Genomic DNA, 22,393 nt, shown 5'->3' on the forward strand with positions numbered 1-22,393 from the left:
ATGCGCTGGAATCGCACGCTTACCGTAGTGAACTGCCACGCCGAAGGTGAAGTCGGCAATGTCGTGACCGGCGGCGTCTTCGACGTGCCCGGCGCCACGATGTTCGACAAGATGATGCACCTCGAAGAAGTGCGCGACGACTTGCGGCGCATCTGCATCTTCGAGCCGCGCGGCTCGGCGAATCAGACCGTCAACTTCATCTTGCCCGCGACCGATCCGCGCGCGCAGATGGGCTACGTGATCGCGGAATCGACCGAATATCCGGCGATGTCCGGCTCGAACACGATGTGCGTCGCGACCGTGCTGCTCGAAACCGGCATCTTGCCGATGACCGAGCCCGTCACCGAACTCGTGCTCGAAGCGCCCGCGGGCCTCATCCATCTGCGCTGCTCGTGCGCGAACGGCAAGGTCACGAAGGTCGAGTTCACGAACCAGCCCGCGTTCGCGAATCATCTCGACAAGACGATCGAGGTCGAAGGCATCGGCAGTTTGACCGTCGATGTCGGCTATGGCGGCATGACGTATGTGATCGTCGATGCGGAGAAACTCGGCTTTCGCATCACGCCCGATGAAGCGCGCGAACTGTGCGAGCTGGGGCAAGTCATCAAGGCCGCGGCGGCGGCGCAGTTGCCTTCGCCGCATCCGCTCAATCCGCTCATCAAGGGCATCACGATGACCGAGTTCGTCGGCCCGATTTCGCGCGAGAACGGCGTGCTGAAATCGCGCAACACGGTGATCGTGTCGCCGGGACGCTGCGATCGTTCGCCGTGCGGCACGGGCACGTCCGCGCGGCTCGCGGTCATGCACGCGAAAGGGCTGATCGATGTCGGCGAGACGTTTCTGCACGAGTCGATCATCGGATCGGTGTTCGAAAGCCGCATCGAGTCCACGACGCGTCTGGGCGATGTTCCCGCCGTCGTGCCCGTCGTCGCGGGACAGGCGTGGATCACGGCGATCTCGCAGGTCGGCGTCGATCCGACCGATCGCTTCCAGACCGGCTTCACGCTCGCCGACACATGGTGCGAAGCCGTCGACGACAAGCTCATCAAATCGCGCGTGAGTTCGCAACGTGGCGAGTGAGGACATGACGGACGTCATCGTGATCGGCGCGGGCATCGTAGGACTCGCGTGCGCGTGGGCCGCGTTGCGCGAGGGCGCGCGCGTGACGCTCGTCGATCGCGATTTCGAAGGCGATCGCGCATCGCACGGCAATGCGGGCGGCATCGCGGTGACGGAGAGCACGCCGATCGCCGTGCACGGCATGTTCACGAAGGCCGCGAAATGGCTGATGGACCCGCTCGGGCCGCTCGCGCTCGACTGGAAGCATGTGCCGAAGGCGCTGCCGTGGTTCATGGCGTTTCGCCGCGCGAGCGAGCCGGCGCGCTTTCGGGCGATCTCGCATGCGCTTTCGCTGCTCAACAACCGCGTCTACGACGACATCCTGCCGATGTTCGACGATATCGGCGCAAGCGCGATGCTGTATCGGCGGGGCGCGCTCACGGTCTATGAAACCGATGCAGCCTTCGCCGCCGATCAGCCCGAATGGTCCTTCAAGCGCGAACTCGGCGCGCGCTGGCACGCGTTGAGCGCGCAGCAAGTGCGCGAATGCGAGCCGTCGCTCGCGCCGGTCTTCAGGCATGGCGTGTTCCTCGACGACTGGTCGCATATCGGCGATCCGCGCCGCATCGTCACGCTATTGCGCGAGCGCGTGCGCGCGCTCGGCGCGCGCTTCGTGACGGGCATCGCGCGCGCCATCGACGCGCCGGAATCCGTCGTGCTCGACGACGGCACGCGCGTCAACGGACGACGCATCGTGATCGCGGCGGGCGCATGGTCGGCGGCGCTCGCGAGGTCGATCGGCGATAGTGTGTTGCTCGAAAGCGAACGCGGCTACAACGCGACGCTGCCAAAGCACGGCGTCGCACTGACGCGCGAAGTGATCTTCGCGGAGCGCAAGTTCGTTGCGACGCCGCTCGATATTGGCTTGCGCATCGGCGGCGCGGCGGAGTTCGCGGGCATCGACGCGCCGCCGAACTATCGTCGCAGCGACGCGTTGCTCGAACTGGGCAAGCGCTTCATCGAAGGCATCGACGATACGGACGCCGTGAAATGGATGGGCCATCGCCCCGCGACGCCCGACTCGCTGCCGGTGATCGGCGCATCGCCGCGCATGCCATCGGTCGTCCATGCATTCGGGCACGGTCATCTCGGCCTCACGCAATCGGCGACGACCGCCGCGCTCGTCGCCGATGTACTCGCGGGACGCACGCCGCGCGTGCCGCTCACGCCTTACTCGATCGCACGTTTCTAAATTGGAGGAGCAAACATGCAAGTGAACTGGAAAGGCGTATTCCCCGCCGTGACGACGAAGCTCAAGCAGGACGGCTCGCTCGATCGTGACGCTATCGTGAACGGCCTGAACCGTCTGATCGACAACGGCGTCGGCGGCGTCGTGATGATGGGCATGGTGGGCGAGAACGCGCAGCTCACGCCCGAGGAAAAGCGCACGGTGCTGAAGATCGCGGTCGAAACCGTGAACGGGCGCGTGCCTGTGATCTCGGGACTGGCGGAACTGAACACGGCCAACGCGATGCAGTTCGCGAAAGACGCGGAAGCCATCGGCGTGCAAGGGCTGATGGTGTTTCCGGGCCTCACGTATCGATCGGACGATCGCGAGACCGTCGAATACTATCGGTCGATTGCGCGCTCGACGAAGCTCGGGCTCATGATCTACAACAATCCGCGCGGCTATGGCGTCGACATGCGGCCGGACTTGCTCGCGCAACTCGCGGATGAACCCAACGTCGTCGCGATCAAGGAAGAGACCTACGACACGACGCGCGTCACCGATCTCTACGCGCGCTTCGGCGACCGCTTCGTCGTGTTCTGCGGCGTCGACGATCTGATCGTGGAATCCGTCGCGCTCGGCGTGAAGGGCTGGGTTTCCGGCATGGCCAACGCGATGCCGAAGGAATCCGTCGATCTGCTGAATTACGCGGTCAACGGCGAATACGACAAGGCGCGCGCGCTCTATCGCGCGTTGATCGACTTGTTCCATCTCGACACGCACGTCAAGCTCGTGCAGTACATCAAGCTCGCGGAGAACATCACGGCGGGTTATCCGGAGTACGTGAAAGCGCCGCGCCTCTTGCTCGAAGGCGCGGAACGGCAACGGACCATCGAGATCGTCGAGAAGGCGATCGCCAACGTGCGGGCGCTCGCGCAATGAAATCGACGTTCTTCTGCATCGACGGACACACATGCGGCAATCCGGTGCGCGTCGTCGCGGGCGGCGCGCCGCCGCTCGAAGGCGCGAACATGATCGAACGGCGCGCGCACTTCCTGCGCGAGTTCGACTGGATACGCACCGCGCTCATGTTCGAGCCGCGCGGCCACGAAGTGATGTCCGGCAGCATTCTCTATCCGCCGACGCGCGCCGACTGCGATCTCGCGATTCTCTTCATCGAAGTGAGCGGATGCCTGCCGATGTGCGGGCACGGCACCATCGGCACGGTGACGACGGCCATCGAAAACGGACTCGTGCGGCCGCGCGAGCCGGGCGTGCTGCGGCTCGACACGCCCGCCGGTCTCGTGATCGCGCGTTACAGGATGAACGGCGAGCATGTCGATTCGGTGCAGCTCGTCAGCGTGCCTTCGTTTCTGCATTCGCAAGACTTGTCCGTCGACGTCGAGGGCCTGGGCGAGATTCGTTTCGATGTCGCGTATGGCGGCAACTTCTACGCGATCGTCGAGCCGCAGCGCGACTACGAAGGGCTGCACGCGCTGAAGCCATCGGACATTCAGCGTCTGAGTCCGATCCTGCGTCAGAAGGCGAACGAAAAGTACGCGTTCGTGCATCCGGAAAACGATGCGATACGCGGCCTCAGTCACGTCATGTGGACGGGCGAGCCGACGGTGGAAGGCGCGAGCGCGCGCAACGCGGTGTTCTACGGCGACAAAGCCATCGACCGCTCGCCGTGCGGCACGGGCACGTCGGCGCGCATGGCGCAGCGTGTCGCGAAAGGGCAGTTGAAGATCGGCGAGCGCTTCGTGCATGAAAGCATCATCGGCACCTTGTTCGAAGGCGTGCCGGTGGAAGCGGCGCGCGTCGGCGAATACGATGCGATCGTGCCGGCCATCGAAGGATGGGCGCGCGTGACGGGCCACAACACGATTTTCGTCGATGACCGCGATCCGCTCGCGCACGGATTCCTGCTTAAATAACGGAGAAAACGCATGCTGATTCTGAAGAACGCCCGCGTGCTCGACGCCGACCACGAACGCGACGACGGCCGCTATTCCATCGTCATCGACGGCGATACGATCCGCGAAGTCACGCGCGAACCGGTCGAGGCGAGCGGCGCGCAAGTGATCGATGTCGGCGGCAAGACGGTGATGCCCGGCATGATCGATTGCCATGTGCATGTCATTGCATCGGTCGCGCATCTCGGCAACAACAGCCGTCTGCCGAACACGTTCGCCGTGCTGCGCGCCGTGCCGATCCTCGCGGGCATGCTCGATCGCGGCTTCACGACCGTGCGCGATGCGGGCGGCGCGGACTATGCGCTGTCGCGCGCGATCGAAGACGGCGTGATCGCGGGGCCGCGCTTGTTCGTCGCGGGCAAGGCGCTTTCGCAGACGGGCGGCCACGGCGATTTTCGCGAGCGCTTCGACAACGCCGATCCGGACCCGTGCGGCTGCAATCGCAACATGGGCGCGATCGGGCGCGTGGTCGACGGCGTCGACGAAATGCGCAAGGCCGTGCGCGAGGAGATGCGCGCGGGTGCGAATCACATCAAGATCATGGCGTCGGGCGGCGTGGCTTCGCCGACCGATCCCATCGGCAATCTGCAATTCTCCGTCGACGAAGTGAAGGCCGCCGTCGAAGAAGCGGAATCGCATCAGACGTATGTGATGGCGCATGCGTACACCGCGAAGGCGATTGCGCGTGTCGTGAAGCTCGGCGTGCGCACGATCGAGCACGGCAATCTGATCGATGAAGATGCCGCGCGCGTGATGGCCGAACACGGCGCCTACGCGGTGCCGACGCTCGTCACCTATGACGCGATGTCAAAGGTCGGCGCGCAAATGGGCCTCGCGCAAGACACGCTCGACAAGAATGAATCGGTGCGCAAGCGCGGTCTCGAAGCGCTCGCGATGCTGCACGAACGCGGCGTGAAGATCGGCCTCGGGAGCGATCTGCTCGGCGACATGCATCAGTATCAAAGCGATGAGTTGTCGATACGCGCGAATATCGTCGGCGCGTTCGAGGCGATTCGTCAGGCGACGGCCATCGGCGCGGAGATCGTCAACATGAAGGGCAAGCTCGGCGTCGTCGCGGCGGGCGCGTACGCGGATTTGCTCGTCGTCGATGGCGATCCGCTGAAGGATATTCGCGTGCTGACAGGGCAGGGCGAGCGCATCGCGGGCGTGATGAAAAACGGTGCGTGGGTACGCGAGAAGTTGCTGTGAACACGCGTGTTACGATGCCGCACCTTCACGCCTAAGCCGATAAAACATGTCTCCGGTCGCCGCCAAATCCCTTCGAAAAGAGAGCGACTCCACGCACAGGATCGTGCGCACGACGACGGTCGAACTCGTCACGACCGCGATCCGGCAACGCATTCTGTCGGGCGATCTCGCGCCGGGCGAAGTGCTGCGCCAGGAAGCGCTCGCCGATGAACTCGGCGTGAGCCGCGTGCCGATCCGCGAAGCGATCACGCGGCTTACCGGAGAAGGGTTGCTGACGAAGGTGCCGCACAAGGGCGCGTATGTCGCGGAGCTGTCGATCGAAGAAGTGCAGGAGACGTTCGAAATCCGCATTCGGCTGGAGCCGTGGCTCTTTTCGCAGGCGATCCCGCATATCACCGATGCCGAGATCGCGAAAGCCGAGAAGCTCGTCGCCGAAATGGATACCGCCGACTCGGGCGTCTGGGGCCAGTTGAACTGGCGTCTGCACGAGACGCTTTATCTGCCGGCGCGGCGCGACATCACATTGCAGATGCTGCGCGTGCTGCACGATCGCAGCGACCGCTATTTCCGCTTTCAGGTGGTGCAGGTGCCGATCCGCGAGCAGTCGCACGAAGAGCACATGAACCTGATAGACGCATGCAAGAAGCGCGATGCGAAGCTCGGCGCGAAGCTGCTGGAACAGCACGTCAAGACGGCGGCGCAGCAGATCATCTCGGTCGTGGAGACGATCATGTCGCGTCAGGGTTGAGGACGAGCCGCACGCTCGCCGCATCGCGCGCATCGATTTCGATGTGAGCATCGCCGGCGGCGGCGATGTGCGCGAACGCGGTTTCATCGACCATCACGACGGGCACGTTCGACGCATAGAGTTCGTTCGCGACGATCGCGCCGATCGACAGAATCAGATCGCGCTCCGCGAGCACGATGCCCGCGGGCCCGGTGCCGTTGCGCAACGCTTCGGCGAGCACGCTGCTGCTCGAACTCGATCCGCGCGCACGCGGCATCACGAGAATGCGCGACGCGAGACTTTGGCCGTGACCGGGATGCGTCGCATCGACGATCAGGCCGCGCTCAGCGTCGTAACCGCCCCAGAAGCTGAGCGGCGGCAACGCGATTCCCGGCGCGCGCGCGTGGCCCGGAACGAGCGTGACGGCCTCAAACGTGTTCATCGATGCACACCTTTCCTTCGAACGCCGACCGCACGCATTCGCTCATGCTGCCGAACGCGACCGTCACGCCGATATTCGCCGGCGCGTAATGCGCCCATTTGCCCGAGTTGGTCATCACGAGGCCGCTCACCTGCTTCATCACCGGCGTGATGTACGTGCAGGTATCGACGACGATCTGCACGCCGCGTGCCGCGAGCTTCTGCGCAATGCCTTCTTCCTCGAGTTGCCACAGCACGAAGCGGCTCGTGTTCACGTAGATATCGCAGCGCGGCGCGCCGTCGTGACGCCCCATGAGCGCGGCAAGCGTGCGAAATTCATCGACGGAAAAGTGCGGCGTGCCGAGGCTCACCGCGGCGAGCGCATCGCCGGGTTTCGCGTGCGACCAACGCGCGCGCACGTCGTGAAGATCGGCTGCGCTGACGGCAATCGTGCGTTCGGGCGCGCGGCCCTGAAGCGCGGCATCGAGCGTGGCGGCTTCCGGCGTGATGCCGACCGCATGGAACAGCGCCACCGATCCGCTCGATGCCGCCGCCGCGCCTAGCGCTTTGAGTTCGTCTTCGGTGGTGTCGCCGGGCAGGCCGGTGATCGCGGCGACCGTCGCGCCGGCAATGCCGCCGAGCAGAAAGCCGAGCGCGGCGAAATCGGCATCGCGATGCGGCGACGCGCGCAGATCGGGCGCGGCGATCACGATGCGCGCCGCGCGATTCGCCGTCACATGCAGGCCCGCGTCCGGCACGCGCGCGGTGATGGCGGCGGCGAGATCGAGGAAATCGCCGTAACGGCTCGTGCGCGCGCCGAGCACGGAGTTCGCGAAAACGATCGCATTCGATTCGGCCCACGCGATCTGATCGCCCAGCTTCGGACGATGCTTCAATTGATACGGCGCGCAGGTGAAGCTGGCTTCGCATCCGAGTTCGAGATGCGCCTGCATGAGCCGCTTGCCCGCGCTTGCGATACCGGCGTCGCCGCGAAAGAGTTCCGGGTGAATGAGATCGAGCGAGCCGACATTGAGCGTGGTCGGCACGGCGACCTTCGCGCCGCTCGCGACGAAGCGCTCGACGAAATCGAGACTCGCCGCGCCGTGATACAGACAGCCGTCGATATGCGCGCCCGAGATATCGATGAGCGCATCGGCATCCATGACGCGCGCCGTCGCCGCGACGATACGCATCGCGAGCGCGAGGCCATCGCCGAAATCGCCGTTGAGCATGGCGGTGTCGCGTGGGGAAAGTGTGAGCATCGGATTCGCTGACGCAGCGCGGAGGGATGTCAGCGCAGTCTACCCGAAGCGGGTGGCGCGGCGCGTTCGCGCGTCTGGCCTACTGGCAAGATTGCAAAACTTCTAAATGCGGAGGCGGGCAGTCATGGGCGTATTGAGCGGGATAAAGGTTCTGGAATTCGAGGCGATCGGTCCTGCGCCGTTCGGCTGCATGTTGCTCGCCGATATGGGCGCGGACGTGCTGCGTATCGATCGGGCCGTCGCGCCCGGCGATCTCGGTCCGAAGGTCAGCGGCAAGCACAAGAATCTGACAGGGCGCGGCCGGCGCTCGGTCACGCTCGATCTGAAAAAGCGCGAATCGGCCGATGCCGCGCTCGAACTGATGTCGAAGGCGGATGTCGTCATCGAAGGATTCCGTCCGGGCACGATGGAGCGTCTCGGCCTCGGCCCGGACGCCGCGCTCGCGCGCAATTCGAAGCTCGTCTACGGACGCATGACCGGTTGGGGACAGACGGGGCCGCTCGCGCAAAGCGCCGGGCACGATCTGAACTACGTCGCGTTGTCGGGCGTGTTGTCGGGAATCGGCCGCGCGGGCGAAGCGCCGGTGCCGCCGCTCAACCTCGTCGGCGATTATGGCGGCGGCGGCATGCTGCTCGCGCTCGGCGTCGTGGCGGCGCTTCTCAACGTGCAGCGCGGCGGCGCGGGTCAGGTCGTCGATGCCGCGATGATCGAAGGCGCCGCGCAACTCGGCACGACCGTCTGGGGCTTGATCGCATCGGGCAACTGGCGCGAGACGCGCGAAAGCAATCTGCTCGATGGCGGCACGCCGTGGTACGACAGCTATCGCACCCGCGACGGGCATTACATGTCGGTCGGTGCAGTGGAGGCGCGCTTCTATGCGGAACTGCTGCAGAAGCTCGGGCTCGCCGATGCGGGTTTGCCAGCGCAGCACGATCGCGCCGGATGGCCCGTGCTGAAGGCGCGGTTCACGGCGGCATTTGCCGAGCGCACGCGCGACGAATGGTGCCGCGTGTTCGATGGCAGCGATGCGTGCGTCGCGCCCGTGCTCGGCTTCTCGGAAGCGCCGGCGCACGCGCATCATCGGGCGCGCGGAAGCTTCGTCGAGTTCGATGGCGTCGTACAGCCCGCGCCCGCGCCGCGCTTTTCCGCGACGCCATCCGCGATCTCGCGCCCCGCGCCGCAACGCGGCGAAGGCGGGCGCGATGCACTTCGGGATTGGGGGTTGAACGACGCGGAACTGACGCGTTTGCGCGCGAGCGGATTGGGATTCAACGCGGAAGATTGATCGGCGGGACGAGCGGCCGCGTGGAGCGCGGCCGCTGTGGCAGGATTACCTTTGTCCGAATCGCCGGACGAAGCAATAGAAAATCCACGGATGAATCTTCAGCATCGCCATGACGATCGACAGTTTCGGCCGACTGTCCGAATACATGCCGAGCAAATGCGCCATGCGCAACTTTTCCGACACGCTGCGTAGAATCGGCTTCGCCGAACCGTAAGTCGGCGCCTTCATCGCCGCCTGAAACGCAATTGTGCGATACGCATAGATGTACTTCAACCGGAACAGCAGACGCCGGTAATTCGGTATAGGCATCGACGCCGTTAGTCTCTCCACGCGATCGACAATCGCAAAGAGATCCACCATCTTCGGATTGAAGCGCGTCGAAATTCCCGCTTCCCGATACATATACGCGTACAAGGTATCGGGCATCAGCCGCACGATTTTCGACTTCCCGAGCGTCTGGACCGAGACGACGATATCCTCGTAAATCAGTCCGGTCGGATGTTCCACGGCGAGAAAAATCGAACGGCGCACGAGTTTGTTGCAGCAATACGCCTGCAAGGACAAATCGAGGATTTTCTCGACCGCCTGCATGCCGCTGATAACGGCGTCGCCCGTCTCGATGCGGTAATTGACCTTGCCATCCGGCGTCAGATTCTCGGCGGCGAAGACCACGACGTCCGCATTGTGCTTGTCGGCTTCCTGGATGACACGGCGAATGGTGTCGTGATGAATGTGATCGTCACTGTCGACGCACAAAACGTATTCGCCACGCGCCGCCATTGCGGCGATTTTGCGGGTTTCGGCCAGTCCTTTGTTCTTGAGATTCTTGATGAGTTTCCACGATATTCTGTTTTGCTTTTCCAGAATGCGTGAAGTCATTTCGCCGGATCGATCAGGACTGCTGTCGTCGACGGCAATAATCTCAAAGTCGGTGGAGGTTTGTGACAATAGCGAGTCGAGGCATTCTTCAATGTACGGCTCGACTTTGTACACGGGCAGCAGGACACTGATTTTTGGCGGTGCTTGCATGTATTGTCAGTCCCAGCTTCGAGACCTTTTTCAGTAGAACGGCTTAGGGATTCTACTTGGTGCATCGCATGCACGCATCAGGGTCATTGACTATTGCCAAACCGGTGCATGGTGCAATTCAGCAGATTTTCCCTGTTATATCTTGTTTCAACAGGAACTTAATACTTCAGTTCTCCTGCTATTTACGAATTAATGACCGGGCTGACGCGAAGGCGGTCAATTATGGACTTCGAAAACTTATCGCGTTCCCATGGCGATAAAAAGCAAAAAGGCACGTTCGGCTCTATCCGAACGTGCCAAAGAGAAGCAGCCACTCCAAGGAAAATCGATCGCTCTACTGCAAGTTGCCCGCAACCGCCACCGTCTGGCCGGTAATGTAATTCGACTCGGGCGAGCAGAACAGATAAACGCCGCCCGCGGCTTCTTCCGGCGTGCCGCCACGACCGAGCGGATTGCGCTGTGCGTGCGTCTTCAGCATGTCGGCGTTGAGGCCGACACGGATGTCGCGCCCGTCGATCTTCACGGTCTGCGCCTGCTCCGTGCTCACGGTCATGCGCGTATGGATGAGCCCGAAAGCCACGGCGTTGACGTTCACGTTGAAGCGGCCCCATTCGCGCGCCAGCGCGCGCGTCATCCCGATCACGCCCGCTTTCGCCGACGAGTAGTTCATCTGACCGGCGTTACCGTTCAGCGCGGACGTCGACGAAATGTTCACGATCTTGCGGTAATTGTCGCGTCCGGCTTCCTTGTCGGCGGCGTGCAGCGCCTTGATGTGCGGATACGCGGCGCGCAGGATGCGAAACGGCGCGGTCAGATGGCAATCGAGCACCGCGTACCATTGCTCGTCGGTCATCTTCTGCACGACGTCGTCCCAGGTGAAACCAGCGTTATTCACGATGATGTCGATGCCCTTGAACGAATTCATCGCCGTGCCGATGAACCGGTCCGCAAAATCCGGCGCGGATACGTTACCGACACACGCCACCGCTTCCGTGCCTTGCTTGCGCAGCAGTTCCACGGTTTCCTGCGCGGGTTCGGCATCGAGATCGTTGATGACGAGGCGCGCGCCTTCGCTCGCGAGCTTCATCGCGATCGCCTGACCGATGCCGCGTCCCGAGCCGGTTACCAATGCCACTTTGCCTTCGAGCTTTCCCATGATGTCTTCCTGATGATTGAAGTCAGAGCGCGATCACCGCGTCGCCGAGCACGCGCGGTTCGCCATATTGATTGACGGTCTGGATCTCGAGCCGCACGCGGCGTTCGCCGTCGGCTTCGAATTTTTCGGTGACCTTGCCCGTGCACGTCACGACATGCCCGAGCTGCGTGATGCCGACAAAGCGCACGCCGAACGCACGAAGCTGCCGTTGCTCCACCCACGACGTCAACAGCCGGCCGAGCCAGGCCATCGACAACATGCCGTGCGCGAACACGTCCGGCACGCGGGCGCGCCGCGCATAGTCGGTGTCGATGTGAATGGCGTTGTGATCGCCCGATGCGCCCGCGAACAGCGCGAGCATCGTGCGGTCGACGGGCGGAAGGGTGAGCGGCGGCAAGCTGTCGCCGATCTGGATCGAATCGAAATTGATGGTGCTCATTCGCATTTCCCCGCTTATCGCTGAACGACGACGCTGCGCAGATCGGCAACGTGCTCGCCGCGCTGGTTCGTGACACGCGTCTCGCGCACGATGAACCACAGCGCGCCGTTCTTCTTGTCGTAGATATCGGCGATGCGGCTCTCGAAGCGCAGCACGTCGCCCGCATACGCCATGCGGTGATACGTGAACGACTGCTCGCCGTGGAGAATGCGCGACGAGACGATGCCGATCGCCTCGCGCCACGCCGTCGACGGCTGCTCGAATTCGAGCGAGAACAGGAACGTCGGCGGCAGCGGCAGCGCCGGATAACCGGCGTCGTGAGCGGCGGCTTCGTCGAAGTAGACCGGATTGGTTTCGCCGATCGCCTTCGCGAAGAAGCGCAGACGCCACGCGTCCGCCGTCGCGGAATAGACCGGCAACTTCATGCCGATGTGTTGTTTGTCGATCGCCATTACGCAGTCTTCTTGTAGATGGTGACGACGCCCGCGCCGCCCAGCCCGAGGTTGTGCTGCAATGCGATCTTCGCGTCCTTGACCTGACGGTCGCCGGCCGTGCCGCGCAACTGATGCGTCAGCTCGTAGCATTGCGCGAGACCCGTCGCGCCGAGCGGATGCCCCTTGGAAAGCAGGCCGCCCGACGGATTCGTCACCCATTTGCCGCCGTAGGTGTTGTCGCCATCCATGACGAGGCGCTCGCCTTCGCCTTCCTTGCACAGGCCGAGTCCTTCGTAGGTCAGCAGTTCGTTCTGCGCGAAGCAGTCGTGCAGTTCGATCACGTCGATGTCTTCGGGACCGACGCCCGCCTGCTCGTATGCCTGCTGCGCCGCGTTGCGCGTGATGTCGAAGCCGACGACGCGGATCATGTCGCGCGCTTCGTACGTGCTCGGCAGATCGGTGGCGAGCGACTGGCCGGCGATCAGCACGTCGGTGCGCAGGCCGTGCTTGCGCGCGAAGGCCTCGGACACGACGATCGCCGCCGCGCCGCCGCATGTCGGCGGGCAGGCCATCAGGCGCGTGAGCACGCCTTCCCAGAGCATCGGCGCGTTCATCACGTCTTCGGTCGTCACGACGTTGCGGAACACCGCGAGCGGATTGCGTGCCGCGTGCTCGCTCGCCTTCGCGCGAATGCGGGCGAACGTTTCGAGCTTCGTGCCGTACTTGCGCATGTGCGCCTGGCCCGCGCCCGCGAACTGGCGAATCGCCGTGGGCACTTCCGTGTTGTCGACGAGTTCGTTCGTCAGGCTGATCGCACGCTCGAGCGCCGCCGCGCGATCCGGCCATTTCGGCAGCAGCGGTCCCGGCTGCATGAATTCGAAGCCGAAGGCGAGCGCGCAATCGACCGCGCCGCTTTCCACGGCCTGGCGCGCAAGCCAGAGCGCCGACGAACCCGTCGCGCAGTTGTTGTTGACGTTGATGACCGGAATGCCCGTCATGCCGACGCGATAAAGCGCTTTCTGGCCGCACGTCGAATCGCCGTACACATAACCCGCGTAAGCCTGCTGGATGGCCTTGAAGTCGAGGCCGGCGTCGGCGAGCGCATCGCGGATCGCGATTTCGCCCATCACGTCGTACGTCTCGCTTGCACCCGGCTTCTTGAACGGAATCATTCCCACGCCCGCGACATACACCTTGCGACTCATGTGCTTCTCCTTCAGTGATTGAGGATTCGATGGATTCAGAGCTTGCGCGAGATGAGGTCTCGCATGACTTCACTGGTGCCGCCGAAAATGCGCGAGACACGGGCGTCGACGAATGCGCGCGCCACCGGATACTCCAGCATGTAGCCGTAGCCGCCGTGCAGTTGCACCATCTCGTCGAGCGCCTTGCCGAGCGCTTCGGTCGAATAGAGCTTGGCGATCGCGGATTCCTCGAGCGTCAGCCGGCGGCGCGTGTGCTCGCCGATGTAGTGATCGATCATCAGACGCACCGCGATCGCCTGCGCCTTGATGTCCGCGAGCTTGAACTTGGTGTTCTGAAAGTCCCACACGGTCTGTCCGAACGCGCGACGGTCCTTCACGTAATCGATCGTGTGCTGCAGGCAGGTTTCGAGACGCGCCGCCGCGCTCACCGCGATCGAGAGCCGTTCCTGCGGCAATTCCGCCATCAGATAGGCGAAGCCCTTGCCTTCGTCGCCGAGCCGGTTCGCGACGGGCACGCGCACGTCGTCGAAGAAGAGTTCGGCGGTGTCCTGCGCGTGCAATCCGACCTTGTCGAGCTTGCGGCCGCGGCGAAAGCCTTCGCGCGTCGCTTCGACGACGATCAGGCTCACGCCCTTCGCGCCCGCAGCCGGATCGGTCGTGCAGACGACCACGATCAGATCGCAGTTCAGACCGTTCGTGATGAAGGTCTTGCTGCCGTTGATGACGTACTCGTTGCCTTCGCGCCGCGCGGTGGTTCGCACGGCTTTGAGATCGCTGCCGACGCCGGGCTCGGTCATCGCGATCGCGAGAATCTGCTCGCCCGCGCAAATCGCGGGAAGCCATTTCTGCTTCTGCTCTTCATTGCCGATGCGCGCGATATACGGTGCGACGATGTCCGAGTGCACGCCAAAGCCCGGTCCGCTCACGCCCGTGTGCGCCATCTCTTCGACGAGCACGGCGACGTGCCCGAAGTCGCCGCCGCCGCCGCCGTACTCCGACGGAATCGACGTGCACAGCAGCCCTTGCTTGCCGGCCTTGAGCCATGTTTCACGATCCACGCAACCGGCCTTGTCCCATTGCGCCTGGCGCGGAACGCATTCGCGCTCGAAGAATCTGCGCGCAGTAGTCCGAAGCATTTCGTGATCGTCTCTGAAGACGGTTCGATTGATGTGCATTGCAAGCTCCTCTTGTTTTGTTATCGGCGCGCGCGGACGATGTGCTGGCCCGGTTCGGTCCCGTACAGCTCGTCGATCAGATGCGCCCGGCGCGCGCGCGTGGTCGCCTGATTGACGTATCCTTTGTCGGCGATTTCGTTGGCATCGAGCGATGGCGGTTCGGCCATCAGCATGAGCCGTTCGATGACGAGCGTCGCGCCGGCGGGCTTTTGCCGCACGAGCCGTTCGCGCAAAGCTTCGATGACGAGCGGATGCGCGATGAGCGACTTCGCATCCAGCGACGCGAGCTCGGGCGCGAGGCGCTGGCATGCCGCGACGTTCGGCCAGGCGAGCGCCGCGAGATAGTCGCGGTCGTGACCGCAGATCACGGCGTCGGAAACGAGCGGCGCGCAGCAGTCGACGAGCGCGAGCCGCAACGCGCCGACGCGCACCCAACTGCCGTTCGCGAGCTTGAAGTCTTCGACGGTGCGGCCCGCGAACTCCATGCCCCTCGCCGGATCGGCGGGATCGGCGAGGCGCACGGCATCGCCGAAACGGAAGAAGCCTTCTTCGTCGAAAGCGGCGGCGGTCAAATCCGGCTGGCCGATGTAGCCGCCGAACACGTTCGGGCCGCGCATGCGGATTTCATAGCGTCCGTCGCCGCCCGGAAGCGGCAGCAGCTTGACTTCGGTGCCGAGCGACGGCGTGCCGATATTGCCCGGTGTGTCGGTCGCCCAGCCGCAGTACGTGCCCATTCCCGACGTTTCCGTGGCCGCGAGCCCCGAGCAGAACGTCATGCGCTCGCCGATGGTCTTCTCCGCTACGGCCTGAATGCGGTTCCACACTTCGACCGGCATGCTCGCGCCGCCATATCCGAAGAAGCTGGCTTTGCCGAAGAGATTCTGTGCGAGCAGCGGATCGCGTTCGAGTTCGTTCGACAGCGCGGCCCAGGCGGACGGCACGCTCGTATAGATGGTCGGCGCGACGTCGCGAAGATTGCGCAGCGTGCGCTCGATCATGCCGGGAAGCGGCCGGCCATCGTCGATGTAATGCGTCGCGCCGAACTGGATCGCGCGCCCGAGATGAAGCACGCCGCCCAGGCCGTGATGCCACGGCAGCCAGTCGAGGAACACGGGCTGCGATTCGCGCAGCCACGCGAGATTGTCCGAATAGTAGGCCGCCACCGCGCCGAGATTGCGGTACGTGAGGCGCACGCCCTTCGGTGCGCCGGTCGAGCCGGAGGTGAAGAGCACGCGCGCGGTGTCGTCGTTTTGGATGGCCGCATGCGCTTGCTCGACCGTTTGCAGCCGCGCGTCCGATAGCGGAAGAGCGGTCAACGCGTCCCATGCGATGTGTCCTGCCAGCGCCTGTTTCACTGCGATGACAGGCGCGCCGTTCAGCGGCAGCGCCGCGAGCGCCCGCGCGAACGGACCGGTTTCCTGCACGAACACCGCGCCGGGCGGCACGCGTTCGCAAATCGCCTTGAGTCGCGCGAAGTCCTTGCTGAGCAGCGCATAAGTGGGCGAAATGGGCGCGCTCGGAATGCCCGCGTATTCGGCGGCGAGCAGCACGACAGCCTGTTCGATCGAGTTGCCGGACAGCAGCATCAGCGGACGTTCCGCGCCGAGGCCCATTTCGAGCAGCGCGGCGCCGACCGTGCGGACTTGCCGCCACAGTTCGCTCCAGCTCAACGCGCGCCACGCGCCGTCTTCGCCGCGCTCGCAGAAGGCGGGCGTGTCGCCGCGTTCGGCGGCCCAGAGCGGAATGAAATCGGCGAAGGAACGCTGCGCGATGTCCGGCAACGGACGGTCGCAGCGAAGAATCAGCGTGCCGTCGGCGCGGCGCTCCACGAGCGTGCGGCGTTGCGGAAACCGCACGGGACGATATCGCGGCTTCGTCGCGTCGCTTGCTTCTAACGTACTCATTACGCCTGTCTCCTGAGCATGTTTGGCTTCTTTCCGATCGGGCTTGGGTGCCTGATGCGAGCGCTCTGCACTTTTCAGAAGCATACGGCTTGCGCGCAAGGCGGCGACCACCCGAGGTGGGTGGCGGCTCCTGTGGCGCCGCAGCGTATCTTCATTCCACGATGCGGCACAACGCGAAGTCGCTGAAAACGCGCATCGGTGAAGCCATCGAATCAAAGGGAGACGTCATGGATCTGGGTATCGCCGGGAAGGTCGCGCTCGTCACGGGCAGCGGACGCGGCATTGGAGCGGAGGTCGCGCGCATGCTGGCGGCGGAAGGCGCGCGCATCGTCGTGTCCGATATCGACGCCGCCGCCGCAGACGAAGTCGCAAGCGGCCTGCAAAAGAGCGGCGCGCAGGCGATCGCGGTGCGCTGCGACGTATGCAGCGAGGACGAAGTGCGGCACGTCGCGAACGCGGCGGACGAAGCCTTCGGCGGCGTCGACATCCTCGTGAACAACGCGGGCTTCAACAAGGACCGCTATCTGACGAAGATGACCGAGCCCGAATGGGACTCCGTCGTCGACGTGATCCTGAAAGGCGCGTTTCACAGCAGCCGCGCGGTGTTGCCCGGCATGATGGCGCGCAAGTGGGGGCGCATCGTGAACATCTCTTCGCGCTCCGTGTTCGGCAATCCGGGGCAAACCAACTACAGCGCCGCCAAACTTGGCCTGATCGGTTTCACGCGCGCGCTCGCGCTCGAACAGGCGAAGTTCGGCATCACCGTGAACGCGGTCGCGCCGGGCTTCGTCGAGACCGAACTGATGCGCGCCAATCCCACGTACGAAACGCTGCGCGACTCGGCGATCGCGAAAACGCCGGTCGGCTTTCTCGGCATGCCCGGCGACATCGCGTCGGCGGTTGCGTTCATCGCGTCGGAGCGCGCGCGCTACATCTCCGGCGTCACGCTGTACGTCACGGGCGGGCGCTTCTCGTCCTGAACGCGCATTCATTTACCCATCATTCGAAGACGCAGGTGGCACATGGATTTTGATTTCGACGCGGATCAGGTCGCGCTGCGCGACAGCATCCGCCGTTATATGCGCAATGAAGTCGTGGCGCGCATCGACGAATGCGAGAAGGCGCGGCGCATTCCGCTCGACCTGCTCGCGGGCGTGAGCCAGTTCGGCTATATCGGCGGCCTGCTGCCGGAAGAAGACGGCGGCATGGGCCTCGATTTCGTCACCTGGGCGATGATGCTCGAGGAATGCGGTTATTTCTGGGGCTCCCTGCGCACCATTGTCAATATCACGAACGTGTTCTGCCGCCTCGTTTCGCATCAGGGCAACGACGAGCAGAAGGCGCGTTTTCTCGCGCCCGTGCTCGCGTCGCAAAAGGGCGCGTGCGTCGCGTTCAGCGAGCCGAATCACGGCTCGAATCCGGCGGGCATCGAAACGCGCGCCGAAGATCGCGGCGATCACTACGTGCTCAACGGCACGAAGCTGTGGATCACGAACGGCGTCGCGGCCGATTACGTCATCGTGCTCGCGCGCACGCACAGCAAGACGTGCGACGGCGGCCACTCGCTCTTTCTGGTCGACAAGTCGCAGACGCCCGTCGAGGCGCGGCTCGTCGACAAGATGGTGCTGAAGGCGTCGGGCACGTCCGAGCTGTTTCTCAACGATCTGCGCATTCCGAAGGAAAACCTGCTCGGCGCGGAAGGCGGCGCCCTCAAGGTGATGGCGATCGGACTGAACTACGGCCGCATGAATATTGCGATGGGCGCGGTCGGCGCGGCGCAGGCGGCGCTCGATCTGTCCGTCGAATACGCGAAGACGCGCAAGCAGTTCGGCAAGCCGATCGGCCAGTTCCAGCTCGTGCAGAAGCATATCGTCGACATGATGGTGCGCACCGAAGCTGCGCGCGCGCTCGGCTACAAGGCGGCCGTCGCGTTGCAGAAGGGTTTGCCCGCGCGCATCGAATGCTCGATCGCGAAGCTCTATGCCGCCGAAGCGGCGCATGAAGTGGCGAAGATCGCGATCGGCGTGCACGGCGGCATCGGCTATTCGACGGAGTATCCGCTGGAGCGCATATTCCGCGACACGAGCGGCGGCACCATTCCCGAAGGCACCGCCGAAGTGCAGACGCTGATCGTCGGGCGCGAAGTGCTCGGCATGTCGGCCATCGTGTGAGGCGCGCATGAACCAGGAAAACATGCTCGCGCCGCGCGACCTCCACACCGCGCGCTACTACTGGGAAGACCTGGAGCCGGGCTTCTCGTTCGAAACGGCGAGCCGCACCGTGACCGAAGCGGACGTCGTGAGCTTCGCCGCGCTTTCCGCCGATTACAACCGCGTGCACGTCGATGCCGAGTACGCCGCGAGCACGCCGTGGGGCGCGCGCATCGCGCACGGCATGCTCGTCGCGTCGATCGTGTCGGGACTGAACACGCGCACGGTGGTCAATCAACTGCTCGAGCCGTCGCTGATCGGCATGCTGGAGACGCGCATCCGCTTTCCGAAGCCGACGCTCATCGGCGACACGATCAAGGCGCGTATCGAAATCAGCGACAGGCGCGAGACGTCGAACCCGGCGCGCGGCATCGTCGATTTCAGGCGTGTGGCGGTCAATCAGCGCGGCGAGACCGTCTGCGAATGCGACGTACGCATGATGGTCCTGCGCCGCGCGCAGAACGATTCATAAGGAGACAGCATGGTCAGCACCGAAATCGGCTACACGACGATCGACAGGATCACCGTGCGCGGCAAGGATCTGTCGAAGGACATTCTGGGCAAACTCGACTTCGTCGAAACGATGATGTTGACGATCCTGAACCGCGTGCCCGACGAGCCCGAAAAGCGCATGGTCAATCTCATTCTCGTGACGGCGTGCGATCACGGCCTGACGCCTTCCGCGATGAGCGCGCGTCTCACGTATCTCGGCGCGCCCGAGGCGATGCAGGCGGCGGTCGCGGCTGGGCTCCTCGGCGCGGGCAGCGTCTTTCTCGGCACGACGCAGAACGCGGCGGAGATGCTTATCAAGGCCGGTCGCGAATTGCGCGACGACGCGAGCGAGGACGACATCACCGCGTGCGCGCGCGAGACCGTGCGGCGCGCGAAGGAAGCGAAGCAGCCGATCTACGGCGTCGGGCATCCGATCCACATCCACGGCGATCCGCGCGTCGCGACGCTCGCGCAGGCATCGCGCGACAACGGCTATTTCGGCAAGCACTGGCGGCTCGTGTTCGCGATCGAGCGCGTGCTGCGCGACGAGCACGGCAAGAACCTGCCGCTCAACGCCGTGGGCGCGATCGGTGCGATCGTCGCGGACATGTCGCTCGATCCGCTGCTCGCGCGCGGCTTCATGCTCGTCGGGCGCGCGGCGGGGCTCATCGCGCATCTGTACGAGGAGCGTCAGAACCCGGTCGCGCAGCAAATCTGGGATCTTGTGTTGACGCAGGACGAGCGCAACGAAATTCCGGCGCGCTCACGCACGCGCTGAGCCGCCAGCCGACGCTAACTCAGGCGCTCCGCGAAGGGGCGCCTCCAGAAGGAAGTGCCATGAACCTCAGCTATTCAAGCGCGGATCTCGCGTTCCGCGACCAGGTACGCCGCTTTCTCGCAGAGAACCTGCCCGTGGATCTGCGAGAGAAAGTGCTCAATCATCGTCACCTCGATGCCGACGACTTCGTGCGCTGGCAGCGCATTCTGTATCAGCATGGCTGGGGCGCGCCCGGCTGGCCGGCCGAGTTCGGCGGCACGGGCTGGAGTGCGTTGCAGCGGCTGCTGTTCGATATCGAATGCGGCATCGCGGGTGCGCCGCGTCAGCTTCCATTCGGCCTCAACATGATCGGCCCGGTGCTGATGAAGTTCGCGGGCAAGGCGCAGCAGGCGCGCTTCCTGCCGCGCATTCCGACCGCCGAGGACTGGTGGTGTCAAGGCTATTCCGAACCGGGCGCGGGTTCGGATCTCGCCTCGCTGAAAACACGGGCGGTGCGCGACGGAGACCATTACATCGTCAACGGGCAAAAGACCTGGACGACCTACGCGCAGCACGCCGACTGGATGTTCTGTCTCGTGCGGACCGATCCCGAAGCGAAGCCGCAAAGCGGCATCTCGCTGCTGCTGATCGACATGAAAAGCCCCGGCATCACCGTGCGTCCGATCCGCACGCTCGAAGGCCTCACCGATGTCAACGAAGTCTTCATCGACGAAGTAAAGGTGCCCGTCGAAAACCTCGTCGGCGAGGAGAACTGCGGCTGGACCTACGCGAAATACCTGCTCGGCCACGAGCGCACGGGTATCGCGGGCATCGGCAATTGCAGACGCGAGCTGAATTACGTGAAGGCGCTGGCGCAGCGCGAGCGCCGCCACGGCAAGCCGCTCGCGGACGACTTGCGCGTGCGCGAGAAGATCGCGTGCATCGAGGCCGAAGTGCTGGCGCTCGAAATGCTGCTGATGCGCGTCGCGTCGCAGGCGAGTCAGCGCGGCGCGGGCGTGGAATCGTCGATCCTCAAGATTCGCGGGTCCGAACTGCAGCAGTCGTTGTCGGCGCTGCAACTCGATATCGCCGGGCCGAATGCGGTGCCGTTCTCGCCCGACTGGCTCGCCGACGGCTTCGACGGATGGACGCCCGATCCCGGTCATGGCGCGAGCATCGGCAGCTTCTATCTGGAGATGCGCAAGCCGACCATCTACGGCGGCACGAACGAGGTGCAGAAGGAAATCATTGCGAAAGCGGTCATCGAGGGATGAGATCGGACATGGACTTTTCATACAGCGAAGAACAGCGCCAACTCGCGGACAGCCTGAGGCGCTTCACGGAAGAGCGCTATCCGCTGGAGGCGCGCCGCAAGGCGAACGGTTTCAGCCGCGACGCGTGGCGAACCTACGCGGAATTCGGCGTGCTGGGGCTCGTGATCGGCTCCGAGCACGGCGGTTTCGATGGCCAAGCCACGGACACATTCGCCATTCAGTTCGAAGCGGGCCGCGCGTGCTTGCCAGAGCCGCTCATTCCGTGCGCGGTCATGGCGGCCGGGCTGATTCAGCGATACGCCACCGAAGCGCAACGCGAAGCGTGGCTGCCGCCGATCGCCGAAGGCCGCGAGATCGTGACGCTCGCGTATCAGGAGCCGTGTGCCCGCTACGACTTCGCGCGTCCGTCGACGGTAGCCGAAGCGCGTGACGACGGCTTCCTGCTCGACGGCGAGAAAGTTCACGTATGGCATGGCGCCGTCGCGCAATCGCTGATCGTATCGGCGTGGAACGCGTCGGCGCAGGCGATGTCGCTGTTCGTCGTGCCGTCGTCGGCTGCCGGCGTGACGATTCGCGCCTATCCGACGCTCGACGGCACGCACGATGCGCAAGTCACGCTGAAGGCGGTGCGCGTGCCGAAAAGCGCGCTCATCGGCGATGCCGCGCGCGGCGAAGCGATGCTCGAAAGCGCACTCGAACTCGGCATCGCGGCGCAGTGCGCGGCGAGCGCGGGCGCGCTGGAACGCCTCGTCGAGATGACGGCCGAATATCTGAGCACGCGCAAGCAGTTCGGCCAGCCGCTCGCGCGCTTTCAGGCGTTGCGCCATCGCGTCGCGGACATGGCCGTGCAAAAGGAACTGGCGTTGTCGATGGCGCATCTGGCGGCATCGGCCATCGATCATCCGAGCGTCATCGAGCGGCGTCGCATGATTTCGTCGGCGAAGCTGATCGTGAGCCGCGCGGCGCGTTTCGTCGGCGAGCAGGCCGTGCAGTTGCACGGCGGCATGGGCGTTACGGCGGAACTGGCTGTCGGCGATTACTTCAAGTCGCTGATGGTGGCGTCGCTACGTCTGGGCGATGCCGAATTTCACGCCGACGTGCTGGCGAATCTGCCGATCGAGCCGGAGGCACGCGCGCGCGCCGCGTGAGACG

General features: G+C 64.3%; 22 protein-coding genes. 13 read left to right on the top strand and 9 right to left on the bottom strand.

Going from position 1 to position 22,393, the window contains the following annotated elements; genetic code table 11:
* Genes NCR93_RS24095 through NCR93_RS24120 form a run of 6 tightly spaced genes read left to right on the top strand, consistent with a single transcriptional unit; the run spans position 1 to position 6,220 of the window.
* Entirely contained in the window at positions 1 to 1,080 is a 1,080-nt protein-coding gene (locus NCR93_RS24095; protein ID WP_175982046.1) for a proline racemase family protein, read from the top strand.
* A gap of 4 nt (positions 1,081 to 1,084) precedes the next feature.
* The gene (locus NCR93_RS24100) at positions 1,085 to 2,311 is read left to right on the top strand and encodes an NAD(P)/FAD-dependent oxidoreductase (protein ID WP_175982044.1); all 1,227 of its coding nucleotides are present in this window, start codon (positions 1,085 to 1,087) and stop codon (positions 2,309 to 2,311) included.
* A gap of 15 nt (positions 2,312 to 2,326) precedes the next feature.
* Positions 2,327 to 3,229, top strand: coding sequence for a dihydrodipicolinate synthase family protein (locus NCR93_RS24105; RefSeq protein ID WP_008347307.1), 903 nt, complete (start codon positions 2,327 to 2,329; stop codon positions 3,227 to 3,229).
* The gene (locus tag NCR93_RS24110; protein WP_250532292.1) at positions 3,226 to 4,224 is read left to right on the top strand and encodes a 4-hydroxyproline epimerase; all 999 of its coding nucleotides are present in this window, start codon (positions 3,226 to 3,228) and stop codon (positions 4,222 to 4,224) included. The genes NCR93_RS24105 and NCR93_RS24110 overlap by 4 nt, the downstream gene beginning before the upstream one ends.
* 12 nt (positions 4,225 to 4,236) lie before the next feature.
* Positions 4,237 to 5,472: a metal-dependent hydrolase family protein gene (locus tag NCR93_RS24115; protein ID WP_008347310.1), complete on the top strand. Its 1,236-nt coding sequence runs from the start codon at positions 4,237 to 4,239 to the stop codon at positions 5,470 to 5,472.
* A 46-nt stretch (positions 5,473 to 5,518) separates the two neighbouring features.
* Positions 5,519 to 6,220: a GntR family transcriptional regulator gene (locus NCR93_RS24120; RefSeq protein ID WP_175982040.1), complete on the top strand. Its 702-nt coding sequence runs from the start codon at positions 5,519 to 5,521 to the stop codon at positions 6,218 to 6,220.
* Here NCR93_RS24120 and NCR93_RS24125 read toward each other — a convergent pair.
* Positions 6,201 to 6,641 (bottom strand): aconitase X swivel domain-containing protein, encoded by a 441-nt coding sequence (locus tag NCR93_RS24125; protein WP_008347312.1) that lies wholly within the window; start codon positions 6,639 to 6,641, stop codon positions 6,201 to 6,203. The genes NCR93_RS24120 and NCR93_RS24125 overlap by 20 nt on opposite strands.
* A complete protein-coding gene (locus NCR93_RS24130; RefSeq protein ID WP_008347313.1) occupies positions 6,628 to 7,881 on the bottom strand; it encodes an aconitase X in 1,254 nt (417 codons plus the stop codon). The genes NCR93_RS24125 and NCR93_RS24130 overlap by 14 nt, the downstream gene beginning before the upstream one ends.
* Before the next feature lie 124 nt (positions 7,882 to 8,005).
* Here NCR93_RS24130 and NCR93_RS24135 point away from each other — a divergent pair, with 124 nt between their 5' ends.
* The gene (locus NCR93_RS24135) at positions 8,006 to 9,166 is read left to right on the top strand and encodes a CaiB/BaiF CoA transferase family protein (protein ID WP_175982038.1); all 1,161 of its coding nucleotides are present in this window, start codon (positions 8,006 to 8,008) and stop codon (positions 9,164 to 9,166) included.
* Between the two features lie 45 nt (positions 9,167 to 9,211).
* Here the strand turns inward: NCR93_RS24135 and NCR93_RS24140 are convergent, their stop codons facing one another.
* The 7 genes from NCR93_RS24140 to NCR93_RS24170 all read right to left on the bottom strand — a co-directional run bounded on the left by NCR93_RS24140 (position 9,212) and on the right by NCR93_RS24170 (position 16,508).
* Positions 9,212 to 10,195, bottom strand: a complete 984-nt coding sequence (locus NCR93_RS24140; RefSeq protein WP_250532293.1) for a glycosyltransferase family 2 protein — start codon at positions 10,193 to 10,195, stop codon at positions 9,212 to 9,214.
* Positions 10,196 to 10,529: 334 nt separating this feature from the next.
* Positions 10,530 to 11,351 carry an SDR family NAD(P)-dependent oxidoreductase gene (locus tag NCR93_RS24145; RefSeq protein WP_008347316.1) on the bottom strand — a complete coding sequence of 274 codons (822 nt, stop codon included), beginning with the start codon at positions 11,349 to 11,351 and terminating at the stop codon, positions 10,530 to 10,532.
* A gap of 22 nt (positions 11,352 to 11,373) precedes the next feature.
* On the bottom strand, positions 11,374 to 11,790 hold the full coding sequence (locus tag NCR93_RS24150) for a MaoC family dehydratase (protein WP_008347317.1): 417 nt from the start codon (positions 11,788 to 11,790) through the stop codon (positions 11,374 to 11,376).
* Positions 11,791 to 11,804: 14 nt separating this feature from the next.
* Positions 11,805 to 12,242: a MaoC family dehydratase N-terminal domain-containing protein gene (locus NCR93_RS24155; protein ID WP_008347319.1), complete on the bottom strand. Its 438-nt coding sequence runs from the start codon at positions 12,240 to 12,242 to the stop codon at positions 11,805 to 11,807.
* Positions 12,242 to 13,429 carry a lipid-transfer protein gene (locus NCR93_RS24160; protein ID WP_008347320.1) on the bottom strand — a complete coding sequence of 396 codons (1,188 nt, stop codon included), beginning with the start codon at positions 13,427 to 13,429 and terminating at the stop codon, positions 12,242 to 12,244. The genes NCR93_RS24155 and NCR93_RS24160 overlap by 1 nt, the downstream gene beginning before the upstream one ends.
* Before the next feature lie 35 nt (positions 13,430 to 13,464).
* Positions 13,465 to 14,604 carry an acyl-CoA dehydrogenase family protein gene (locus NCR93_RS24165; RefSeq protein ID WP_175982035.1) on the bottom strand — a complete coding sequence of 380 codons (1,140 nt, stop codon included), beginning with the start codon at positions 14,602 to 14,604 and terminating at the stop codon, positions 13,465 to 13,467.
* A gap of 20 nt (positions 14,605 to 14,624) precedes the next feature.
* Positions 14,625 to 16,508: a feruloyl-CoA synthase gene (locus tag NCR93_RS24170; RefSeq protein WP_175982033.1), complete on the bottom strand. Its 1,884-nt coding sequence runs from the start codon at positions 16,506 to 16,508 to the stop codon at positions 14,625 to 14,627.
* A gap of 227 nt (positions 16,509 to 16,735) precedes the next feature.
* On the opposite strand from NCR93_RS24170, the gene NCR93_RS24175 reads away from it, so the two are divergent.
* The 6 genes from NCR93_RS24175 to NCR93_RS24200 are packed head-to-tail and all read left to right on the top strand — an operon-like array spanning position 16,736 to position 22,389.
* Complete coding sequence (locus tag NCR93_RS24175) at positions 16,736 to 17,488, top strand: SDR family NAD(P)-dependent oxidoreductase (RefSeq protein WP_033535894.1); 753 nt, start codon at positions 16,736 to 16,738, stop codon at positions 17,486 to 17,488.
* Positions 17,489 to 17,530: 42 nt separating this feature from the next.
* Positions 17,531 to 18,679 carry an acyl-CoA dehydrogenase family protein gene (locus tag NCR93_RS24180; RefSeq protein WP_008347329.1) on the top strand — a complete coding sequence of 383 codons (1,149 nt, stop codon included), beginning with the start codon at positions 17,531 to 17,533 and terminating at the stop codon, positions 18,677 to 18,679.
* A gap of 7 nt (positions 18,680 to 18,686) precedes the next feature.
* Positions 18,687 to 19,190, top strand: coding sequence for a MaoC family dehydratase (locus NCR93_RS24185; protein ID WP_008347330.1), 504 nt, complete (start codon positions 18,687 to 18,689; stop codon positions 19,188 to 19,190).
* A gap of 9 nt (positions 19,191 to 19,199) precedes the next feature.
* On the top strand, positions 19,200 to 19,988 hold the full coding sequence (locus NCR93_RS24190) for a citryl-CoA lyase (RefSeq protein ID WP_175982031.1): 789 nt from the start codon (positions 19,200 to 19,202) through the stop codon (positions 19,986 to 19,988).
* 59 nt (positions 19,989 to 20,047) lie between these two features.
* A complete protein-coding gene (locus NCR93_RS24195) occupies positions 20,048 to 21,241 on the top strand; it encodes an acyl-CoA dehydrogenase family protein (RefSeq protein WP_175982029.1) in 1,194 nt (397 codons plus the stop codon).
* Positions 21,242 to 21,249: 8 nt separating this feature from the next.
* The gene (locus tag NCR93_RS24200; RefSeq protein ID WP_008347336.1) at positions 21,250 to 22,389 is read left to right on the top strand and encodes an acyl-CoA dehydrogenase family protein; all 1,140 of its coding nucleotides are present in this window, start codon (positions 21,250 to 21,252) and stop codon (positions 22,387 to 22,389) included.
* Positions 22,390 to 22,393: the final 4 nt, after the last annotated feature.

The organism is Caballeronia sp. ATUFL_F1_KS39, assembly GCF_023630985.1.
Classification (GTDB): Bacteria; Pseudomonadota; Gammaproteobacteria; order Burkholderiales; family Burkholderiaceae; genus Caballeronia; species Caballeronia zhejiangensis.

What these genes read in the sequence shown, in the direction of transcription:
- NCR93_RS24160 (WP_008347320.1), bottom strand. Translation starts at nt 13,429, where the DNA reads ATGAGTCGCAAGGTGTATGTCGCGGGCGTGGGAATGATTCCGTTCAAG.
- NCR93_RS24125 (WP_008347312.1), bottom strand. Translation starts at nt 6,641, where the DNA reads ATGAACACGTTTGAGGCCGTCACGCTCGTTCCGGGCCACGCGCGCGCG.
- NCR93_RS24190 (WP_175982031.1), top strand. Translation starts at nt 19,200, where the DNA reads ATGGTCAGCACCGAAATCGGCTACACGACGATCGACAGGATCACCGTG.
- NCR93_RS24135 (WP_175982038.1), top strand. Translation starts at nt 8,006, where the DNA reads ATGGGCGTATTGAGCGGGATAAAGGTTCTGGAATTCGAGGCGATCGGT.
- NCR93_RS24130 (WP_008347313.1), bottom strand. Translation starts at nt 7,881, where the DNA reads ATGCTCACACTTTCCCCACGCGACACCGCCATGCTCAACGGCGATTTC.
- NCR93_RS24155 (WP_008347319.1), bottom strand. Translation starts at nt 12,242, where the DNA reads ATGGCGATCGACAAACAACACATCGGCATGAAGTTGCCGGTCTATTCC.
- NCR93_RS24175 (WP_033535894.1), top strand. Translation starts at nt 16,736, where the DNA reads ATGGATCTGGGTATCGCCGGGAAGGTCGCGCTCGTCACGGGCAGCGGA.
- NCR93_RS24150 (WP_008347317.1), bottom strand. Translation starts at nt 11,790, where the DNA reads ATGAGCACCATCAATTTCGATTCGATCCAGATCGGCGACAGCTTGCCG.
- NCR93_RS24140 (WP_250532293.1), bottom strand. Translation starts at nt 10,195, where the DNA reads ATGCAAGCACCGCCAAAAATCAGTGTCCTGCTGCCCGTGTACAAAGTC.
- NCR93_RS24200 (WP_008347336.1), top strand. Translation starts at nt 21,250, where the DNA reads ATGGACTTTTCATACAGCGAAGAACAGCGCCAACTCGCGGACAGCCTG.
- NCR93_RS24165 (WP_175982035.1), bottom strand. Translation starts at nt 14,604, where the DNA reads ATGCACATCAATCGAACCGTCTTCAGAGACGATCACGAAATGCTTCGG.
- NCR93_RS24145 (WP_008347316.1), bottom strand. Translation starts at nt 11,351, where the DNA reads ATGGGAAAGCTCGAAGGCAAAGTGGCATTGGTAACCGGCTCGGGACGC.
- NCR93_RS24095 (WP_175982046.1), top strand. Translation starts at nt 1, where the DNA reads ATGCGCTGGAATCGCACGCTTACCGTAGTGAACTGCCACGCCGAAGGT.
- NCR93_RS24180 (WP_008347329.1), top strand. Translation starts at nt 17,531, where the DNA reads ATGGATTTTGATTTCGACGCGGATCAGGTCGCGCTGCGCGACAGCATC.
- NCR93_RS24105 (WP_008347307.1), top strand. Translation starts at nt 2,327, where the DNA reads ATGCAAGTGAACTGGAAAGGCGTATTCCCCGCCGTGACGACGAAGCTC.
- NCR93_RS24120 (WP_175982040.1), top strand. Translation starts at nt 5,519, where the DNA reads ATGTCTCCGGTCGCCGCCAAATCCCTTCGAAAAGAGAGCGACTCCACG.
- NCR93_RS24185 (WP_008347330.1), top strand. Translation starts at nt 18,687, where the DNA reads ATGAACCAGGAAAACATGCTCGCGCCGCGCGACCTCCACACCGCGCGC.
- NCR93_RS24100 (WP_175982044.1), top strand. Translation starts at nt 1,085, where the DNA reads ATGACGGACGTCATCGTGATCGGCGCGGGCATCGTAGGACTCGCGTGC.
- NCR93_RS24110 (WP_250532292.1), top strand. Translation starts at nt 3,226, where the DNA reads ATGAAATCGACGTTCTTCTGCATCGACGGACACACATGCGGCAATCCG.
- NCR93_RS24195 (WP_175982029.1), top strand. Translation starts at nt 20,048, where the DNA reads ATGAACCTCAGCTATTCAAGCGCGGATCTCGCGTTCCGCGACCAGGTA.
- NCR93_RS24115 (WP_008347310.1), top strand. Translation starts at nt 4,237, where the DNA reads ATGCTGATTCTGAAGAACGCCCGCGTGCTCGACGCCGACCACGAACGC.
- NCR93_RS24170 (WP_175982033.1), bottom strand. Translation starts at nt 16,508, where the DNA reads ATGAGTACGTTAGAAGCAAGCGACGCGACGAAGCCGCGATATCGTCCC.